The organism is Pseudomonas sp. EL_65y_Pfl2_R95, assembly GCF_963971045.1.
Taxonomy (GTDB): Bacteria; Pseudomonadota; Gammaproteobacteria; order Pseudomonadales; family Pseudomonadaceae; genus Aquipseudomonas.
The window spans coordinates 53285-72373 of sequence record NZ_CAXAOV010000001.1 but is presented as its reverse complement, the minus strand read 5'-3'; the positions used below and the strand labels follow the sequence as shown (position 1 = coordinate 72373).

17 protein-coding genes are annotated in these 19089 nt (G+C 55.9%); 6 read left to right on the top strand and 11 right to left on the bottom strand.

Features of this window, described 5'->3' with window-relative positions; all coding sequences use genetic code 11:
- The first annotated feature begins 1 nt into the window (after nucleotide 1).
- The 3 genes from AACY09_RS00330 (at nucleotide 2) to AACY09_RS00320 (ending at nucleotide 1915) form a co-directional block, all read left to right on the top strand.
- The gene (locus AACY09_RS00330; protein WP_339485408.1) at nucleotides 2-580 is read left to right on the top strand and encodes an RNA polymerase sigma factor; all 579 of its coding nucleotides are present in this window, start codon (nucleotides 2-4) and stop codon (nucleotides 578-580) included.
- Complete coding sequence (locus AACY09_RS00325) at nucleotides 577-1194, top strand: hypothetical protein (RefSeq protein ID WP_339485407.1); 618 nt, start codon at nucleotides 577-579, stop codon at nucleotides 1192-1194. The genes AACY09_RS00330 and AACY09_RS00325 overlap by 4 nt, the downstream gene beginning before the upstream one ends.
- Before the next feature lie 355 nt (nucleotides 1195-1549).
- On the top strand, nucleotides 1550-1915 hold the full coding sequence (locus AACY09_RS00320) for a hypothetical protein (protein ID WP_339485405.1): 366 nt from the start codon (nucleotides 1550-1552) through the stop codon (nucleotides 1913-1915).
- Nucleotides 1916-1977: 62 nt separating this feature from the next.
- Here AACY09_RS00320 and AACY09_RS00315 read toward each other — a convergent pair whose 3' ends face one another.
- The 8 genes from AACY09_RS00315 to AACY09_RS00280 all read right to left on the bottom strand — a co-directional run bounded on the left by AACY09_RS00315 (nucleotide 1978) and on the right by AACY09_RS00280 (nucleotide 13174).
- Entirely contained in the window at nucleotides 1978-3804 is a 1827-nt protein-coding gene (locus AACY09_RS00315; RefSeq protein WP_339485403.1) for a long-chain-acyl-CoA synthetase, read from the bottom strand.
- A gap of 115 nt (nucleotides 3805-3919) precedes the next feature.
- A complete protein-coding gene (locus AACY09_RS00310; protein WP_339485401.1) occupies nucleotides 3920-4744 on the bottom strand; it encodes an SDR family oxidoreductase in 825 nt (274 codons plus the stop codon).
- Nucleotides 4745-4758: 14 nt separating this feature from the next.
- Nucleotides 4759-6762, bottom strand: a complete 2004-nt coding sequence (locus tag AACY09_RS00305) for an acetyl/propionyl/methylcrotonyl-CoA carboxylase subunit alpha (protein WP_339485399.1) — start codon at nucleotides 6760-6762, stop codon at nucleotides 4759-4761.
- Between the two features lie 46 nt (nucleotides 6763-6808).
- On the bottom strand, nucleotides 6809-7603 hold the full coding sequence (locus AACY09_RS00300) for an enoyl-CoA hydratase/isomerase family protein (RefSeq protein WP_339485397.1): 795 nt from the start codon (nucleotides 7601-7603) through the stop codon (nucleotides 6809-6811).
- Between the two features lie 38 nt (nucleotides 7604-7641).
- Complete coding sequence (atuD, locus tag AACY09_RS00295; protein WP_339485395.1) at nucleotides 7642-8802, bottom strand: citronellyl-CoA dehydrogenase; 1161 nt, start codon at nucleotides 8800-8802, stop codon at nucleotides 7642-7644.
- Nucleotides 8803-8847: 45 nt separating this feature from the next.
- Nucleotides 8848-10464, bottom strand: coding sequence for a geranyl-CoA carboxylase subunit beta (gene atuC, locus AACY09_RS00290; RefSeq protein ID WP_339485394.1), 1617 nt, complete (start codon nucleotides 10462-10464; stop codon nucleotides 8848-8850).
- 3 nt (nucleotides 10465-10467) lie between these two features.
- The gene (locus AACY09_RS00285; protein ID WP_339485393.1) at nucleotides 10468-11340 is read right to left on the bottom strand and encodes an SDR family oxidoreductase; all 873 of its coding nucleotides are present in this window, start codon (nucleotides 11338-11340) and stop codon (nucleotides 10468-10470) included.
- A 49-nt stretch (nucleotides 11341-11389) separates the two neighbouring features.
- Entirely contained in the window at nucleotides 11390-13174 is a 1785-nt protein-coding gene (locus tag AACY09_RS00280; protein WP_339485391.1) for an acyclic terpene utilization AtuA family protein, read from the bottom strand.
- Between the two features lie 212 nt (nucleotides 13175-13386).
- On the opposite strand from AACY09_RS00280, the gene AACY09_RS00275 reads away from it, so the two are divergent.
- Nucleotides 13387-14007, top strand: coding sequence for a TetR/AcrR family transcriptional regulator (locus AACY09_RS00275; protein WP_339485389.1), 621 nt, complete (start codon nucleotides 13387-13389; stop codon nucleotides 14005-14007).
- Between the two features lie 145 nt (nucleotides 14008-14152).
- Nucleotides 14153-15001 (top strand): substrate-binding periplasmic protein, encoded by an 849-nt coding sequence (locus AACY09_RS00270; protein ID WP_339485388.1) that lies wholly within the window; start codon nucleotides 14153-14155, stop codon nucleotides 14999-15001.
- On the opposite strand, the gene AACY09_RS00265 is transcribed toward AACY09_RS00270, so the two are convergent.
- The 3 genes from AACY09_RS00265 to AACY09_RS00255 all read right to left on the bottom strand — a co-directional run bounded on the left by AACY09_RS00265 (nucleotide 14998) and on the right by AACY09_RS00255 (nucleotide 17440).
- Nucleotides 14998-15165, bottom strand: a complete 168-nt coding sequence (locus tag AACY09_RS00265) for a DUF2897 family protein (RefSeq protein ID WP_339485387.1) — start codon at nucleotides 15163-15165, stop codon at nucleotides 14998-15000. The genes AACY09_RS00270 and AACY09_RS00265 overlap by 4 nt on opposite strands.
- Nucleotides 15166-15284: 119 nt before the next feature.
- Nucleotides 15285-16034, bottom strand: a complete 750-nt coding sequence (gene eutC, locus AACY09_RS00260) for an ethanolamine ammonia-lyase subunit EutC (protein ID WP_339485386.1) — start codon at nucleotides 16032-16034, stop codon at nucleotides 15285-15287.
- Nucleotides 16035-16045: 11 nt separating this feature from the next.
- Entirely contained in the window at nucleotides 16046-17440 is a 1395-nt protein-coding gene (locus AACY09_RS00255; RefSeq protein WP_339485385.1) for an ethanolamine ammonia-lyase subunit EutB, read from the bottom strand.
- Between the two features lie 344 nt (nucleotides 17441-17784).
- On the opposite strand from AACY09_RS00255, the gene AACY09_RS00250 reads away from it, so the two are divergent.
- A complete protein-coding gene (locus tag AACY09_RS00250; RefSeq protein ID WP_339485383.1) occupies nucleotides 17785-19089 on the top strand; it encodes an ATP-binding protein in 1305 nt (434 codons plus the stop codon).

Sequence of the window (19089 nt, the reverse complement as noted above, 5' to 3'; positions counted from 1 at the left end):
TGTGAAATCAGCTGTTTCTGAATCCAAGGAGAGCGATGACGCCAGCCTGTTGCTGCGTTATCGACAAGGTGATGCCGATGCGTTTGCGCAACTGTACCAGCGCCATCGCCTTGGCTTGTTTCGTTTCTTGTGCGGACTGTGCGGTGATCAGGCTCTGGCCGAGGAGATCTTTCAGGAAACCTGGCTCAGCATTGTCCGCAGTCAAACGGTGCAGCGCGAAGCGGTTTTATTTAAAACCTGGCTGTACCAGATCGCACGTAACCGCTTGATCGATTATTGGCGCAAACATGGCAAGCGTGATGCCTTGCTCGATGAATACGATGAGCAGGAGCATGCCCAGGTCGATTCGCAGCGCGGGCCTGAACAGCAGCTCGACTTGAGTCAAGATCAGCGCCGCCTGCAATTAGCCTTGGATGAATTACCGCCGGAGCAACGCGAGGTGTTTATGTTGCGCGCGCAGGGCGAGATGGAGCTGCACGAAATAGCCGAGTTGACCCACACAGCGGCTGAAACGGTGAAGAGCCGCTTGCGTTATGCGATGCAGAAGTTACGTCGGTTGCTGGAAGAGGTGGCAGTATGAAAACCCAACATGATGATCAACAGCTATTGGAACACTTTCGCCAGAACCAGCAGCAGGCGCCTTCAGCTGAGCTGGATGCGAGCATTTTGGCTGCAGCCAGCGCCGAAGTACGCAAACCCTCTATAGGGGCGCGTCTGCACCGCTGGTTCTTCGCTGGCGGACACGGGCGTTGGTCGGTGGCGTTAGGCAGCCTTGCGGTCGTGGGGATTGCGGTTGGTCTTGTGTTCAACGGTTATCGGCCTTCTTCTCCTGCCTATGACAACCCGGCCCCGGCAATGCAGCGTTACGCTGCGCCAGCGCAAGCCCTTAGCAGCGCGCCACAAGCGGATAGTGTGCCGTTGCTGCGCAAGTCCATGCCGGCCAAGGAGGCTGCTGGCGAGGAGATGGTTGAACCAGCCATTGCTCCCCGGGCCGCTGAGGAGGCGCTGACCCAGTCACCGTCATCAGTTCAGGCTGAGGCCGACGAGCTGCAGAGGCAGCTGCAACTGATTCTTCGTTTGCGCAGAGACGGCCACACACAGCAAGCTGAGGCCCTGACTAAAGACTTGCAAGTGCAGTATCCAAGACTCGACATCGATCATGAGTTGCAAGCCTTGGGTACACAAGGTAAATAGCCGGTGCGACAAAGGCGAGAGGCGTACTATTGCCAATGTGCCTGCCAGCTTAAGGATGATGCAGGAGGTGTGCAGAGGTGCTGTTACTGCATGGGTTTAATTTTATGTGTGTAGATTAATCATGAATGTGATGCGTTTTGCCCTTGTATCAGTTTTATTTGTCGCCCTGAGTGCTTGCGGCCCTGATAACGAGCCTGCCAAGCCGGCTGTGAAGGCTGATAATTCTTCTAAAGACTCAACCGCTTCGTCAGCGGCAAAAAGCCCCGCAGTTCCGCAGGCTGGCCAGGCAGATAGTAGCGCTGAAACGAGCGTAGAACCCGCGCCTGCCGCTAAGCCCGAAGCGTCAGAGCAAGCCGTGAAGCTGGATCTTAATTTGAAGTTGAAGCCAGCGCCCAAGCTTGAAACTGATTTTGAGCCCGAACTGGAGCCCGAGCCGGTTGTGGAAACACCAGTTGAGAAGCCGGCGGTGGCCAAGCCGGTGGCAGAGGTGCCAAAGCTCAAGCTTGATCTGAGGCTACCCAAGGATTTGGTCCAGGAACTCAATGATGCAGATACCAATGAGTACAGCGCGGAACGGGCCTTGCCGCCGATGTTCGCGCCCAAGGACGCTGAGCCAGAACCCTTTGAATTGAGTGGCAAGTTGCTGATGGATGAAACCGGAAGTAATGGCTCCCATGACACTATCGACGGTGCGCAGCTGCAATTCAAATTCAAGCAGTAACCCGTTGCTTTTCCAGTCGACATAGTGGAACCGGCATCAATGGCACAGCATCTCAGTTTGACTTAGAAGCGGTAGTGCTCAGCAGCGATCGCCAAATACACCTGTGCGGTTAAAGGCGTAAAGCTATCGCTACCCGGTAGGCGGACGAACAGTGGATCTTCAACCCGCTCCGGGTTGTAAGCGCTGTGTTTAAGCTCGGCCTTTTTGTACTTGAAGGTGCCGGTTGTTTCAACATGATCAAGCAGGCGAATAAACACCGGTACTGCATACCCAGGCAGTTGACTATCCAGGTAGTGGGCCAAGGCCGGACCGTCAAAGCTCGACTCTGAATCGAGGCGCAAGGCGGCCATGCCGCACCGGCCACTGGCGCCTGCAATCTCGACACCGTAGACCACCGCATCTTCAATGCCGGCAAAGGTTAGCAGCGTACTTTCAACTTCGGTCGTCGAAACGTTTTCACCTTTCCAGCGGAAGGTATCGCCCAGGCGGTCAACAAACTGGGCATGCTTGCAGCCGATGTTGCGCATCAAATCACCGCTGTTGAACCATGCATCGCCCTTTTTGAAGACATCACGCAGAATCACTTTTTCACTATTGGTGGCGTCGGTATAGCCGTCAAAGGGCCATTTATCAGTGATCTCGCTGATTAACAGGCCGGGCACGTTTTTCTTGGTTTTTTGCATAAACCCCTTGGCGTTGCGCACTACCCGGTCATGCTCCAAGTCGTAGTTGACGATTGCAAAGGTCGCCGGTGAAAAGCCCACGGTATTGTTGAAATTAAACACATTGGTAAAGCCAATGTTGCCTTCACTTGAGGCATAGAATTCGGTCACTTGCTCAATTGCGAAGCGCGCTTTGAAGGTGTGCCAGATGGCAGGCCGTAATCCGTTGCCGATCATGCAGCGCAAACTGTTGTTCTGTTCCTCGGGGCACTCCGGTTGATTGAGCAAATAGCCACACAGCTCGCCGATGTAGCCGAAGCAGGTCGCGTTAAAAAACTGCACATCAGCCCAGAATGCGCTGGCCGAGAAGCGCCGACGTAGCGCGATCGCTGCTCCAGCGGCAATCGCGGCGCTCCAACACACTGTCACGGCGTTATTGTGGTAGCAGGGGAGTGTCAGGTACAACACGTCGTTGCAATTCAGGGTCAGGCCCGAGTGACCAAAGCCACCGTAGGCTTTGATCCATTTGCCGTGACTCAATATCGAGGCTTTAGGCAGGCCTGTGGTGCCTGAGGTGTAGATATAGAAGCAGGGGTGCTTCATTTTCACCTGATAGCTTTCTACAGGATTGTTTTCGGGCTGGCCCTGCGCATGCTGTAACAGGTTTTTCCAGCCTTGAGGGGCGCAGCCGGTATCTTGCAGGCAGTCTTCGTCGGCAACCCAGTAACGTTTAACAGGGGTGGGCTCCAGCAGCGGCGCGGCGTCACTGATGCTGGGCAGCAGTTCTTCGCCAATCACCATATAGCTGGGCTTTACCAGATTGATGCTGTGCGCCAGAACCTTGCCCCGTTGCGTGGTGTTGATCAGCGCCGAGACCGCGCCCAATTTGCTCAGTGCGGCGAGAATTGCCAGTAACTCAAAACGATTTTCCAGCATCACCGCGACCACCGAACCTCGGTGCACGCCATCCGTTCTTAAGGCGGCGGCGATGCGGTTTGCCCAGGCATTTAACTCGGCGTAGGTGAGTGAGCGTTGTTCATCAATCAGGGCAGGGCGTTGTGGGTACTTAGCCACTGTGCGTTGCAGCGCCCAGGCTAGCGAAAGGTTTTTTTCGCGATTACCTATGCGGGTGTAGTACAGCCCCAACAGTCTACGTGGTAGGTCTGGCAGCTGTTTCGGCAGAACACGGAGGAGATCTAGCGGGGAGATTAAGTCTGAATGGCTCATTAGGCTCGCACCCTTGGCTTGGCAAATAGCCACTCTAGGTGCGGGCTATCACGCCCGACTATGGCCCTAAGGCGAAACAGTCGGGCAGATTGGCGAACTTCAGGCAGTCGTGCGGTTAATCGAGGAACAGGTCGGCGATCAGCGGGCCGCCTTGCGGGTCGTAACGGTAATGCTCGAACTCGGTGTGTCCTTGTTCGCGCAGGATTTCTTCATCAATCAATAAGCGCCCGCTGATGCTGCGCTTATCGCTGCTTATAATTGCACATGCGGCATCCGCCATGATTAAAGGGGTGCGTGCGCGCTTGAATACATCGCGGCTGCCCAGTTCAAATTCAATGGCTGCGGTGGCAATCATGGTTTGCGGCCACAGCGAGTTCACGCTGATGGCGTATTTCTTGAATTCCTCACTCATGCCCAGGGTCAGCATGCTCATACCGTACTTGGTTACGGTGTACGGTCCATGCTGGGCAAACCATTTGCGGTCTAAATTGAGTGGCGGTGAGAGGTTCAGGATGTGGCCGTTGGCGCTTTTTTTAAGATAGGGCAGTGCAGCTTGGCTACACACCATCACCGCGCGGGTGTTGATCTGGTACATCAAGTCAAAGCGTTTAGGGGGAAGATGTTCAACCCCGAGTAGCTTGATCGCGCCGGCGTTATTGATCAGCACATCAATGCCGCAGAAGTGTTTAGCTGCTTGCTCCATGGCCTGTTTGACAGCCTCTTCATCGCGCACATCCACTTGCAATGCCAGCGCTTGGCCGCCTGCGGCTAGCACTTCTTCAGCGACGCTATGAATGGTGCCCGGCAGTTTGGCGTGCGGCTCTGCGCTCTTGGCTGCAATTACAACATTAGCGCCCTCACGGGCCGCGCGCAGGGAAATCTCGCGGCCGATGCCACGACTGGCGCCGGTAATAAAAAGGGTTTTGCCTGACAGTGACATTGAAGTTCTCCGGTTTAGCTCGCCAACACGTCGGCGTCATTGGCTTGAATTTCGACCAGCAGTTGACGGTTTTTCACCTGCTCCCCTTGATTGACCTGCACGCGGCTGATGACGCCATCAATACTGGCCTTGAGCGGGTGTTCCATCTTCATCGCCTCGAGCACCACGAGCAGCTGCCCTTTAGTGACATGACTACCGGGCTCAACCAGCACCGCCACGATGGCGCCGTCCATGGGCGCTTTAACTAAGCCGTTGCCGGCCGTTTCAGTGCTGCCTATGGTTGTATGTGTGGCGTTGTGGATTTTCAGCGAGCCGTTATGCCCAAACAGATGCAGGGTTGTGCCTGTCAGTTGATAGGCATAGCGTTGGCGCACACCGTCGATTTCGACGCTGCAATCAAGGCCATCTGCGCTCAGTAGCTGCAACTCGAAACAGTGCACCCCATGGTTGACGCGCAGTTTGGGTTGCTCGCCAGCTTGAACAATATGGACCGTTAGCTGGACGCTATCGTCAGACGAGTCGAGTTGGTAGTTCAGTGCTGGGCTAGCCGCATTACTCCAGCCGCTGAGCCCGGGTTGATGGGCTCGGCCCATAGCCGAGTCCTGATAGAACAGCGCTGCCGCCAATGCTAATTCTTTGCTCGAAATCGCCGCTGCGCTCAGGCTTGGGTCATCGCTGAAGTCTTCGCTGACAAAGGCTGTAGTGGCGTTGCCTGCGGCAAATTGTGGATGCTTGAGCAGGTTGGCGAGAAAGCGTTGGTTGGCTTTAACCCCAAGCAACACACAATCTTCAACTGCACGGGCGAGCTTACGCCGGGCTTCTTCGCGGGTGGCGCCATAGGCGATGATTTTTGCCAGCATCGGATCATAGAAAGGACTAACCAGTTGTCCCTCGCGTAAACCATGGTCAATACGCACGCCCTCCAGCAGGGCCGGTTGCCAGCGTAAAACTTTTCCGGTTTGCGGCAGAAAACCATTAACAGGATCTTCTGCATACAAGCGGACCTCCATAGCATGGCCGCTGAGGCGTATCTGCTCTTGTTTGAGCGGCAATGGCAGACCTTGGGCCACGCTGATTTGCCAGGCAACCAGATCTTGGCCGGTCACCAGTTCGGTTACAGGGTGCTCAACCTGCAAGCGGGTGTTCATTTCCAAAAAGTAGAAATCACCGCTCTGATCGAGGAGAAACTCGACCGTGCCGGCGCCTACATAGTTGACCGATGCGGCCGCCTTAACCGCTGCTTCCCCCATGGCTTGGCGCAGCGACTCGGTCATGATCGGACAGGGTGCTTCTTCTACGACTTTTTGATGCCGGCGCTGCACTGAGCAATCGCGCTCGCCGAGATAAACCAGATTGCCGTGCTGGTCGCCGAAGACCTGGATCTCAACGTGACGCGGTTTTATCACCGCTCGCTCGAGAATTAACTCTCCAGAGCCAAAGGCGTTGAGGGCTTCTGAACGGGCAGTACTTAACTGCTCGGTAAGGTCAGTCGGTGACTCGACTAAACGCATGCCGCGACCGCCGCCACCTGCGCTGGCTTTAATCATCAGCGGGTAGCCAATGCGCTGCGCCTGCTCATTCAGGGTCGCGTCGTCCTGGGCTGCACCTTCATAGCCGGGTATGCAGGGCACGCCCGCTTCGAGCATGGCAATTTTCGAAAGGCGTTTGCTGCCCATCAAGTGAATCGCTTCAACGCTCGGACCGATAAATGTGATTCCGGCGGCTTCGCAGGCTCGGGCGAACTCGGCGTTTTCCGACAGAAAACCGTAGCCAGGGTGAATTGCATCTGCAGCGGTTTTTTGTGCTGCGGCGATGATAGTGTCGATCTGCAGGTAGGACTGGTTGACCTGGGCGGGCCCGATACACACGGCCTCATCCGCCATTTGCACATGAAGGGCTTGAGCGTCAGCCTCGCTGAATACCGCCACTGTGCGGTACCCCAGGGCATGTGCTGTACGCATGACACGACAAGCAATTTCGCCGCGGTTAGCAACCAGTATTTTGTTGAAGGCGGGCATGTCGATTACTCCTGCCGGGTTGCGAATTGTGGGGGCACATGGCAGCTCATAGCGCCCAGCCGGGTGCGCGTTTCTGTACAAACGCGAGGGTGCCTTCGACGCCTTCCTCGCTCACTACAGCTTCGGCAAACGCCTGCGCGGCCTGATCCAATAATTGCTCAAGGGGTTGTAACTCAGTGTTCAAGAGCAGGGCTTTGGTGGCAGCGTTGGCTTGCGGTGCGCAGCGTTTTATCTGCACCAGGGTTTCGTCGAGGCGTTGCTCAAGGGCAACAGTGCTGGCTTCACTGAAATGCACAAGACCCAAGCGCGCGGCCTCCTGGCCGTTGAAGCGGGCTGCGGTGAGCGCAAGACGTCTGGCTTGGGTTAAGCCGATGCGTTTTGCCACAAATGGGGCGATTTGTGCAGGCAGGATGCCAAGGGTGGTTTCCGGCAAGCCGAACTTGGCGTCGTCGATGGCGATAGCAATATCCGAGATGCAGGCCAGACCAAAACCACCGCCCAAAACCGCCCCCTCAAGCACGGCAATGACCACTTGCGGTAGTTGCTGCGCGTGCTCAAGCATGCTGCCAAAGGCACGGTTCAGATCGCGGTAGGCATCGATTCCGCTGGCCCGTGCGTTGGCCATGTCCTTGATGTCGCCACCGGCACAAAAATGGCCGCCAGCGCCACGAATAACGATGGCCCGAACACTGGATTCACAGGTGAGCTGGCGAAACAGTTGGCTTAGCTCCTCAACCATATTCAGGCTCATGGCGTTACGCGATTCAGGACGGTTGAGGATCACCGTCAGAACACCGTGCTGCAGGCTTACAAGCAGTGTTTTAAGTTCAGGCAGTTGCATGGGCGTATCTCTGGCTGAGGGCTTACGGGCGGTCTGCGTCAGTCTTTCTTTTTGCCGGGCAGAATGCCCATCAGTTTGCAGATGATGCCAAGCATGATTTCATCGGCGCCGCCGCCAATCGAAACCAGGCGCACATCACGGTAGGCGCGAGACACAGGGTTGTCCCACATAAAGCCCATGCCGCCCCAATATTGCAGGCAACTGTCGCTGACTTCACGGCCCAGTCGACCGGCTTTAAGCTTGGCCATCGATGCCAGCTTGGTGACGTCCTTCCCGGCGACATACAGCTCGGTAGATTGATAGACCAACGCACGCAGGGCTTCGATTTCGCAGGCCAATTCGGCCATGCGGAAATGAATAACTTGGTTGTCGATAAGTGCGTTGCCGAACGTTTTGCGCGTTTTGCAGTAGTCGATGGTGACGTCGACGCAGTGCTCCAGGCCTTTGATCATATTGGCAGCACCGAACAGGCGTTCTTCCTGAAACTGCAGCATCTGCATCATGAAGCCAGCGCCTTCCTGGCCGATCCGGTAGCGCTGCGGCACCCGTACATTGTCGAAGAATACTTGGGCGGTCTCGGAACTGCGCATGCCCAGTTTGTCGAGGTGCGGGCTCAGGGTGATGCCCGGACTGTTCATCGGCACCATGATCAACGACTTGTTGACGTGTGGCTTGCCGTCCGAGGTATTGGCCAGCAAGCAGATAAAATCTGCGCTAGGGGAGTTGGTGATCCACATCTTGCTGCCGTCGATGATGTAGTCGTCGCCGTCTTTGCGGGCAGTGGTTTTCAAGCCGGCGACGTCTGAACCCGCCCCCACTTCCGACACCCCGATGCAGCCGACCATTTCACCGCTGATCGCCGGGCGCAGGAATTCATCGCGCAGTTCGTCAGAGCCAAAGCGGGCAAGGGCGGGCGTGCACATGTCGGTCTGTACGCCCAATGACATCGGCACGCCGCCACAATGGATGGTGCCAAACTCCTCGGCTGCAACGATTGAATAGCTGTAATCAAGGCCCATGCCGCCGAATTTTTCCGGTTTGGAAATTCCCAGCAATCCGAGATCACCGGCTTTCTTGAACACCTCGTGGATAGGGAAGCGGCCGTCTTTTTCCCACTGATCAACATAGGGGTTGATCTCTCTATCAACGAAGTTTTTAACCGTGCGGCGCAGCTCTTGGTGTTCTTGAGTGAAGATCATTTTATTATTCTCCAGAGCAAAGAGGCTTAAGTCGGGCTGGCAGGGCTAGAAGCGGGCCACGCCAAAATGGTTGGTTTTAAGAGGGCGGACGGCAGCTTCTGCACAGATATCCAGCAGGTAACCCAATAGCTTGCGGGTGTCGCGGGGGTCGATCAGGCCGTCATCCCAGAGGCTCGCCGTGCCGTACAGCGCCGTCGACTGGCTATCGAGCTTTTGCGCGGTGACCTGTTCCAGCATGTCGAGCATTTTGGGATCTGCTTCTTTTCCTTCTTTGACATGTTTGGCCTCAGTGACAATGCGCAGCACCTTGCCTGCCTGTGCTCCGCCCATGACGGCCGTTCGGCTGTTGGGCCAGGCGAAGATAAAGCGCGGGTCAAGGCCGCGTCCGCACATTGCATAGTTACCCGCACCGTATGAACCGCCGACTACGATAGTCAATTTGGCCACTGTGGCATTGGCCACTGCCTGAATCATTTTTGAACCATGCTTGATCACGCCCTGTTGCTCAGACTCGGTGCCAACCATAAAACCTGTGGTGTTGTGCAAGAACAAAAGAGGCGTATTGCTCTGTTCACACAACTGGATAAATTGCGCCGCCTTGCTCGCACCTTGGGGCGTGATGGGACCGTTGTTGCCAATCAAACCGCAACGTTGCCCTTCGATACTCAGGTGACCGCATACGGTTTGCTGATCGAACTCGTGTTTGAAATCGAGAAACTCTGATCCGTCGGCAATCCGCGCAATGATTTCACGTACGTCGTAGGGCTTTTTTGGGTCCGCAGGAACAACACCCAGTAGCTCTTCAGCGTCATGCAGCGGCGGGCAATAGCGCTGTGTTGGGCGCACAGGCAACTGCGCATTCCAGGGCAGCATGCTGACAATTTCCCGTGCAAGCCGGATGGCGTCGGCATCATTTTCGGCTAGGTATTCAGCGGTGCCGGCGGTTTGCGCATGCATTTCGGCGCCGCCGAGTTCTTCATCGGTTGCCACTTCACCGGTTGCGGCTTTGAGCAGGGGCGGGCCCGCGAGAAACATCTTGGCTTTGCCACGCACCACCACTACATAATCGGAAAGCCCGGGTTGATAGGCGCCTCCCGCCGTGCTGGAGCCATGCACCACGGTGATTTGCGGCAGACCCATGGCCGACATGCGCGCCTGATTGGCAAAGCCGCGCGCGCCCTCGATAAAGATGTCTGCTGCGTAGTTGAGGTTGGCGCCGCCACTTTCAGTCAGCGCAACCAGGGGTAATTTGTTCTCAACCGCAATCTGCTGCAGTCGCAGGGTTTTTTTCAATCCGGTTGGCGAGATGGTGCCGCCCTTGATCGCACTGTTGCTCGCGCTGATCAGGCAGCGCACGCCGGCGATATAGCCGATGCCCGAGATGATGCCACCGCCGGCTTGGGTGCCGTCTTTATCGTCGTGCAGCTTGTAGCCCGCCAGTGACGACAACTCAAGAAAAGGAGCGCCGGGGTCGAGCAGCAGGCTCAGGCGTTCGCGGGGCAACAATTGCCCACGTTTGTCGAATTTGTCTTTGGCCGCTGCGGCTTTATCCAACACCTTTTGTTCGGCGTCGCGAAAGCTGCCAATGGCTTTGAGCATGGCGTGGCGATTATCAGCAAACTCGCTGCTGAGCACATCCAACTCAGATTGAATCACCGGCATGGCTTATTCCCCTTTGAGCACGTCTGGCAGGTAAGCGCGGTGAAAACCATTGAATGGCGGATTCGCGCCAGCTTGGGCTTTGGCCAGCGGGAAGGCGCGGGTGCCTTGGCTGGATGCGCCATCAATACGCAGGGTGGTGCCACTTATAAATGCTGCGCCGGGGCTGAGCAAAAAGACAATCGCCGCAGACACTTCAGACTCAGTGCCGATGCGTTTCAAAGGCACATGTTCACGCAGCACCGGAATGATTGCCTTGAACGCGCCTTCATAGGTGTCCATGCCGCTGGAGGCTATCCAGCCAGGCGCTACGGCGTTTACGCGCACGCCTGAGCACGCCCATTCAACGGCTGCGGTTTTGGTGAAGTTTTCCATCCCAGCGCGAGCTGCCCCTGAGTGACCCATCCCAGGCATACCGCCCCACATATCGGCAAGCATATTGACGATACTGCCGCCGGTATTTTTCATTGACTGATTAAAGACTTCGCGGGCGACTAAAAAACCGCCAATCAAATTCGTTTTGACCACCGCCTCGAAGCCTTTGAGGGTGATTGAAGCCAATGGTGCCGGATATTGCCCACCGGCGTTGTTGACCAAGTGGTGAATCTGGCCGCGCTCGGCAACGATGTTTTCAATCAAGCCTTTTACTGCGACTTCATCGCGAATATCGCAGCTGTAAAAACTGACGCTGCCGTTGTCTTGACTGATCTCAGTGGCGGTTTTTTCGAGCTTTTCAATATTGCGCCCAACCAGCACGATATGAGCACCCAGCGCCGCCAGTTCATGAGCAGTGCAGCGACCAATCCCACTGCCACCACCGGTGACGATGATGGTTTGGCCGGCGAACAAATCAGGCTGAAAAATCGAGTTATAGCTCATTGTTATTCTCGTCTGGTAGAAGGCATAAATACCGCTGTATCGGGATCAATCACTCGAGGTCATTTGCCAGCGAATTTGGCACGGGTACTGGAAACTCCAGCAATTGTTGGGCGAAAGCTTTGCCCTGTGGATCTATGCGCACGCTGGCAACACCACCGCCACCCAAGGCATTTTCGAGCAAAAAATTCAGACTATGGCTGCCGGGCAAATACCAACGGCTGACCTTGCTCTGTTGCGGGTCAAGGACGTGGGCCATCCATTCGGCCACGGCTGACTCGGTTAATGCAGCCGCGATCCACGCCATGTACTCGGGCTTTCTGGCCATGACCCCGATATTGCTGTGATTACCCTTGTCACCTGAACGCGCCACTGCCAACTTCACCAACGCTACCTGTGTTTCAGTCGAGCCGGAGACTGTCGGCGCTTCGACTTCTGGCGCATGTGGTTGGGATGTTAGCTGTGAGGGCAGGGCAACGCTGGTGCGCTCTCCGTTCAATTCGACTTCAAGCGTGCAAGCGCCTTTGTCGGTCAGAAATGAGAACAGGCGAATGACCGGGTAAACCGTAGGTCGCCCACCGACAATGCCGGTAAGGCCCGGCGCCATGCCTGTGGCCGCTTGGGCGATCTCCCGGGAGAATAGAATCAAGGCATGTTTATTGGCGTGGCGTACCCCAAGTTTGATCACTACTTCGCGGCTGTCCTGACGTTGCCCATGGGGACCATAAGTGGCTTCGCTGCCGAGTAGTTCTATATTCACCTCGCGATAGTTGCCCCAACCACGTTCAGCGAAAATCTCCTGGGTTTTATTGATAATCGCTTGGCTGACCCGCTGGGCTTTTTTCACCGCATCGATGCCACTGATCAAGCAACTCGCGCTGCAACGAAAGCCATCTGGGTAAGTTGCGCTGACTTTATAGCTGTCTGTTGGCGGCAAACCTTTAGCACCGCTGACGCTGACAACGTTTGCTGCAGACTGCTGCAATTTGACCTGACTAAAATCGCAGATGACGTCCGGCAGCAGGTAAGCCCGAGGATCACCTATTTCGTAAAGCATTTGTTCACCAACTGTCAGTATGCTGACCAGCCCACCAGTGCCTGCTGGTTTGGTGACAACAAAGCCGGCATCGGCATTGACTTCAACCACCGGGAAGCCGATGTGCTCATAATCGGGTACGTCTTGCCAGTCAGTGAAGTTGCCACCGGTGCATTGCGCGCCGCATTCAATGATGTGCCCGGCCAGCGCTGCTTGTGCGAGTTTGTCGTAATCATTCCACGACCAGCCAAACTCATGAACCAAGGCGCCACTGACCACCGCGCTGTCGACCACACGGCCGGTAATTACGATATCTGCGCCAAGCTCAAGCGCCGCGGTAATTGCCGGTGCCCCAAGGTAGGCATTTACCGAGACGCAAAAGGCTGGCATTGCGGCGCCGCTGAACATTTCTACGGTGCCTGCTTTGGCCAGTTCTGCGGCTTTTCCTTGAAGGTTGTCGCCATGCACCACAGCTATTTTGAGATCCACACCAGCCGTGTGGCAGGCAGCGCTTAGCGCGGCTGCGCAGGCTTGCGGGTTAACCCCGCCCGCGTTACTGATGACCCGAATCTTGTTGCTGGCGATTTTATTCAACAGGGGCGCCAAGGTCTCGACGAAGTCAGTGGCGTAGCCGGAATCCGGGTTCTTCATTTTCGCCGCGGCCATGATCGACATAGTGATTTCGGCGAGGTAATCAAATACCAGGTAGTCAAGCGGGCTGCCGTTGACGAGCTGGGCAGCGGCAGTAGAGGTGTCGCCCCAGAATGCGGAGGCGCAGCCAATGCGAACGGTTTTAGTCATTAGAGTGGGCCCGCAACACGCTGATAAGGTGGAGTCAACACTACCAAGCAAGCGCTTGGTTGAAAAGCCCTGGTGGAATATTTATCGGGGAAAGTAGTGCCAAGCGCTTGCTTGGTTTACTCTGTGGCATAGATCTTAGTTAATGCCATCAAGCACTTGCTGCGCACTCTTAATCACTTAAAGAGCAGGCGGCTCGCAGAGGGAGTAACGGTTTGGATGACTTAAAAGCCCAGGCAGTGATGCAGGATTTGGTGGCCAGAGGTTTGGTAACCGATCCCGACAGCGCCCGCGGCAAATTACTGCAAATGGCCGCTCACCTGTTTCGCAGTAAAGGCTACGAGCGCACAACCGTGCGCGACTTGGCCAGCGCTGTAGGTATTCAGTCAGGCAGTATTTTTCATCACTTCAAAAGTAAAGATGAGATTCTGCGTTCGGTAATGGAAGAGACCGTTCGCTACAACACGGCATTGATGCAAGCCGCGTTAAGCGACGCCACCACTTTGCGTGAGCGGGTTCTAGCGCTGATTCGCTGTGAATTGCAATCAATTATGGGCGGCACGGGTGAGGCGATGGCCGTGTTGGTGTATGAGTGGCGGTCCCTGTCGGATGAGGGCCGTGCGCATATTTTGGCCCTGCGTGAAACCTATGAGCAGATTTGGCTTGAGGTTTTGGACCAGGCAAAAGCCAAGGGCTACTTCAATGCGGACCCTTTCATTATCCGACGCTTTCTGACGGGCGCGCTGAGTTGGACCACAACCTGGTTTCGCCCGGAGGGGCCAATGGGGCTGGACCAGTTGGCCGAAGAGGCGCTGTCGCTGGTTTTGAAAGACTAAGCTGTCGAAATCGGACAAAGCTTAGCGGAAATCAGCCATTTTCAGCCGAGTGGTCATTTCGGTCATTTTTCAGTTTGCTTAAGTGGGGTAGAGTTTGCGTTAGTGGCTATTTGCCAATATGGATGTTCGGGTAATAGGCCAGACTATGTTCAAACCCTTTCTAGCGCTTGTGTTTATCATCTTCTCCACCCCGCTGCTGGCGAAACAGATCGTTAATGTCAGCGGTGTGTACTTCCCGCCCTATGCGTTTGGTGACAGCGAGGTGACGACCCGTGGCATATTGCCTGAGTTGATCGCCGCATTGAACAGCCAGCAGTCTGAGTTTCAATTCCTGATTGTCCCGACTTCCTTGCAGCGCCGTTACGCGGACCTGAACAGCGGACGTGTGGATATCAGTCTGTTCGAGAACCCGGATTGGGGGTGGCAGGCTATTCCACATCAGACTCTGGATATGGGGCTCGAAGATGCCGAGGTGTTTGTCGCACGTACCGCACAAGGCCGAAATCAGGCTTATTTCGACAATATACTGGGCAAACGCCTAGCCTTGTTTAACGGCTACCACTACGTGTTTGCAGGCTTTAATACCGATCCAGACTATCTGGCTAAAAACTACAATGCCATGGTCAGTCGATCGCTAGACGGTAACATCAAGATGGTGATGCACCGGCGGGCTGATATCGCGTTGATAACGCGCTCGTACCTGAAGGTTTTTCTCGAGGACTACCCCAAGTATGCCAAGAGCCTGTTGATCTCCCAGCGGGTCGATCAGATCTACAGGCACCATGCGATTTTGCGGCCCAATTCGCCCATCTCTGCGCAGCGCTTTCAGCAGTTGTTTGAGAGCCTGCGTCAATCAGGGCGGCTGGAGAAAATATTTGCGCCTTACAGCATCAAGGTAGAGCCTGATAGACAGGCGGAAAGCAGGGCCATGCAACAGGCCCAGCAGCAACCTGCTCAGCCTCAGGCTGAGCAGGTTGGGCATGCACAAAATTAAGAGTCCTGCGCGTCTTTAGCATCTTGTTCAACATTACGTTTGTGGATGCGCTTAAGTTGCTCATCGGTCAGGTTCAGCGGTTTTGCAGTGTCGCGCAACATCAGCAGACCGCCAACAATCGAACCCAAAACTACGATAATCAACAACCAGATATACCAAGGCATGCTCGGCTCCCAAGCAGGGTGTGAACCCTTAGCTTACTCTGGGATTTGCAGGCTGTCATTGTGCGTAACAGTCTGATGCTTAGGCGGTAGTAGAGCGGTTGCCTGGCCAAAGGTGATGCTCAGATTTTCAGCAGGTTACTGTCATCCTTCAAGGTCACGCCGGAAAGCTGCAGGCGCAGGGACTCACGGGCCAGGTAGTTGAGTTTTATGGCCGCCTGAACATAGCTCAACCCTTCCGGGCGGATATTGGATACGCAATTGCGTTGGCTATCCATGGTGTCGAGCTTGGGTTGGTAGGTTAAGTACAGTCCTAAGCTGTCGGGAGCGCTTAAACCCGGTCGCTCGCCAATCATCAGTATCACCATCCGCGCGCGTAGCGCCACCGCGATGCCGTCACCAATCGCCACGCGACCCTGTTCAGCAATCACCACCGGGGTGTTGGCCCAGTCCGTCTCGAATTGCTCGCGAAACGCCTGCAATACGGGCAGGGCGTGGCGTTGTGCAGCGATTGATGACAAACCATCCGCAATCACGATCACCAGTTCCGGTGCGGCCAATTCGTGTTCCAGATAAACCCGGCTGTCGTTGTGCAGATGGCGGCCGTAGTCCGGGCGCAGCAGGTAGGTTTGTCGGTCTTCAGCATTGCTATGGACGTGCAGGGTGCGAAAGCCTTGGACCTTCAACTGATGCTTGAGGTCGTTAATATCCAGCGGTCGATGCACTGCGTCCCTGGCTTGGGCATGAGCCATACCGAACTTCAGCACTTCACGGGTTGGCAGACTTGAGCCGACCCGGCCTAGCGCGATACGAGCGCTGGTGTGGGCACGCAACTCGTCCCAAGGATTATGCTGGATCAGATCATCAGTCATGGGTCAGCTCCTCAGGCTACGCCAGAGATATGTTGCAGTTGTTGCAGCAGGTGATGGCCACGCCCGACGTCGCGCAGCTTGCCACTGGTGTCGGTGATCGCCATGCGAGCCAGCCATGCGTCAAACTCGGGTGCGCGCTTCAACCCCATTACGCTGCGTAGATACAGGGCGTCATGAAACGAGGTGCTCTGGTAGTTGAGCATGATGTCATCGGCCCCAGGGATGCCCATGATGAAGTTAATGCCCGCGGCGCCAAACAGTGTCAGCAGGGTGTCCATGTCATCCTGATCGGCCTCGGCGTGGTTGGTGTAGCACACATCACAACCCATCGGCAGACCGAGCAATTTGCCACAGAAGTGGTCCTCAAGCCCCGCCCGAATAATCTGTTTACCGTCGTACAGGTATTCTGGCCCGATAAAGCCGACAACCGTGTTGACCAGCAGAGGCTTGAACGCACGCGCGACTGCATAGGCGCGAGCCTCACAGGTTTGCTGATCGACTTGATGATGCCCCGCCGCCGATAAGGCGCTGCCCTGGCCTGTTTCGAAGTACATCAGGTTGTCGCCAACCGTGCCTCGTTTAAGCGACAGTGCGGCGTCATGGGCTTCAGCAAGGATCGACAGGTTAACGCCGAAACTGCTGTTGGTTTTCTCAGTACCGGCGACTGACTGAAACACGAGATCCACTGGCGCGCCGGCTTCAATCGCTTGAATCTGGGTGGTGACATGGGTCAGCACGCAACTCTGCATAGGGATTTCAAAGTGCTGGCGGATTTCATCCATCATTTGCCACAGGCGCATTAATGTCGACAGTGAGTCACTCGCCGGGTTGATGCCAACGGTGGCATCACCTGATCCGTACAACAGGCCATCAAGCATGCTGGCGGCGATGCCACGAACATCATCAGTCGGGTGATTGGGCTGCAAACGAACCGATAGATGGCCGGGCAGGCCGATGGTGTTGCGGAACGCGGTAACCACGCGGCATTTCTTCGCCACCAGAATCAGATCCTGATTGCGCATCAGTTTACTGACGGCGGCAGCCATCTCAGGCGTAATGCCTGAGGCCACTGCCGCCAATACACTGCTGTCTGTGCTGTCGAGCAGCAGCCAGTCGCGCAGATCGCCAACGGTCAGGTGACTAATAGATGCAAACGCCTTTGGATTATGGCTATCGATGATCAGCCGGGTGACTTCATCGTGCTCATAGGGAATCAGCGCTTCATTGAGAAACTGTTTGAGCGGCACGTCGGCCAAAGCGATTTTCGCGGCCATGCGTTCTTCATAGGTGGCAGCGGCCACGCCCGCCAGATAGTCACCGGAGCGCGCCGGGCTGGCTTTGGCGAGCAAGTTTTTGAGGTCGTCAAAGCGGTAGTGCAGGGCACCCACTGAAGTTTGGTAAGGCACTTAGTGCACTCCACGGTTGTGCAATCATCCAAATTGCGCGAGTACAGCATACGCGCTGCTGTCAATGGCGTCTGCCAGCGCCAGCAACAAGCACGGCGTTGTGTAGAGCTTGCTATTGCAGCCTGCATGCCAGCGCATGCGCGGGTGTCCCGGCCCGTCAAATGAGCCTTGCGCGACATTGATGGCAGGCATGACTGAGCCATGCTGGTGCGCGGAGCTCGCTGATGCACGGTTCTGACCGCCTGATGACAGAAGCATTGCAGTCTGCGCAGCTGAGACCGGTGTCACATGATGGCAACTTGATGCTGCTTAAATGGCAAGCCTCTTTCCCAAGGAGTTGCCAGATGCCCACCGCCAGCGCGTTAACGCAGTTGCTCAGAGCTGTTGAGCCACTCGCGCCGGATATGAGTATTGCTGATGTTGCTGACAGGCTATTAACGCCCGAGCATAAAGCCTTTCTATCGCTGCCGATTGTTGATGCCGCTGGCAAACCCGTGGGGCTGGTTAGCCGCACGACTCTGCAGGATATCTTTATGCAGCGCTTCGGCCGTGATTTGCGCGGCCGTCATCCCGTTGCTGAGGTGATGAATCCGCAACCTTTGGTGGTCAGCATTGCTACCAGCCTGGAAGAGGCGTCCAGGCAGATCACCGGGCAACTGCAATATCCGATTACCGAAGATTTCGTATTAGTGGATGAGGCTGGCAATTATCAGGGCTTGGGTACTGTGCTTGATTTGCTCAAAGCCATGGAGTCACGCATCGCCCAACGCAACACTGTGCTGCACAAGGCGCTTTATGATCTTAAAGAGTCGCAGGCGCAGCTGATTCAGTCGGAGAAAATGGCCTCGCTCGGGCAAATGGTGGCGGGGGTCGCCCACGAACTCAATACCCCGCTGGGCTATGTCAAAAACAATGTTCAGTTGATGCATGAACTGGCCGCGCCGCTGTTTGAGTTAGCGCAGTCGCAAGCCGATCTGGCGGACTGCATGGCCAATCCAACTACTACTGAGGAGCAGCTCGCGACCGCGTTCTGCACCGCTGCCAGTGCGCGCGAGGCGGCGGCGCCTGAGTTGCTCAGCGCCGATATGCAGCAATTGTTCGCCGATACTCTGTATGGCCTTGAGCAAATCGCCGAGTTGGTTGTCGGGCTCAAGGATTTTGCCCGGCTCGACCGGGCGATGAGTGAAGAGGTCGATATCAATGACTGCATTCGCAGCGCTTTGCTGATTGCCCGTAATAACACCAAGGACAAAGCCGAGATCAGCTTGCAGCTCGGTGAGTTGCCACTCATTCCCTGCGCGCCCTCACAAATCAATCAGGTGCTGCTCAATCTGCTCAATAACGCGGTGCAGGCGATTGAAGGGTTTGGCCAGGTGGTGATCAAGAGCTGGGCAGATGAGGGCGCGGTGTTTATTTCGTTGCAGGATAACGGCAAGGGCATGGAACCGCAGGTGATAGCACGGATATTCGACCCCTTCTTTACCACCAAGCCTGTGGGTCAAGGCACCGGTTTGGGGTTGTCTATCTGCTTCAAGATTGTTCAGGACCATGGCGGCTTGATCCGCGTGGCTTCAGAGCCTGGGCGCGGCACGCGCTTTTTGATTCGCTTGCCGCGCCCCCTGGCGGCTCAACTTCAACGGAGCGCCTGA

Bases quoted from the DNA above. Each gene is read 5' to 3' on its own strand.
- AACY09_RS00325 (WP_339485407.1), top strand. From the start codon at position 577: ATGAAAACCCAACATGATGATCAACAGCTATTGGAACACTTTCGCCAG.
- AACY09_RS00315 (WP_339485403.1), bottom strand. From the start codon at position 3,804: ATGAGCCATTCAGACTTAATCTCCCCGCTAGATCTCCTCCGTGTTCTG.
- AACY09_RS00310 (WP_339485401.1), bottom strand. From the start codon at position 4,744: ATGTCACTGTCAGGCAAAACCCTTTTTATTACCGGCGCCAGTCGTGGC.
- AACY09_RS00305 (WP_339485399.1), bottom strand. From the start codon at position 6,762: ATGCCCGCCTTCAACAAAATACTGGTTGCTAACCGCGGCGAAATTGCT.
- AACY09_RS00300 (WP_339485397.1), bottom strand. From the start codon at position 7,603: ATGCAACTGCCTGAACTTAAAACACTGCTTGTAAGCCTGCAGCACGGT.
- atuD (WP_339485395.1), bottom strand. From the start codon at position 8,802: ATGATCTTCACTCAAGAACACCAAGAGCTGCGCCGCACGGTTAAAAAC.
- atuC (WP_339485394.1), bottom strand. From the start codon at position 10,464: ATGCCGGTGATTCAATCTGAGTTGGATGTGCTCAGCAGCGAGTTTGCT.
- AACY09_RS00285 (WP_339485393.1), bottom strand. From the start codon at position 11,340: ATGAGCTATAACTCGATTTTTCAGCCTGATTTGTTCGCCGGCCAAACC.
- AACY09_RS00280 (WP_339485391.1), bottom strand. From the start codon at position 13,174: ATGACTAAAACCGTTCGCATTGGCTGCGCCTCCGCATTCTGGGGCGAC.
- AACY09_RS00270 (WP_339485388.1), top strand. From the start codon at position 14,153: ATGTTCAAACCCTTTCTAGCGCTTGTGTTTATCATCTTCTCCACCCCG.
- AACY09_RS00265 (WP_339485387.1), bottom strand. From the start codon at position 15,165: ATGCCTTGGTATATCTGGTTGTTGATTATCGTAGTTTTGGGTTCGATT.
- eutC (WP_339485386.1), bottom strand. From the start codon at position 16,034: ATGACTGATGATCTGATCCAGCATAATCCTTGGGACGAGTTGCGTGCC.
- AACY09_RS00250 (WP_339485383.1), top strand. From the start codon at position 17,785: ATGCCCACCGCCAGCGCGTTAACGCAGTTGCTCAGAGCTGTTGAGCCA.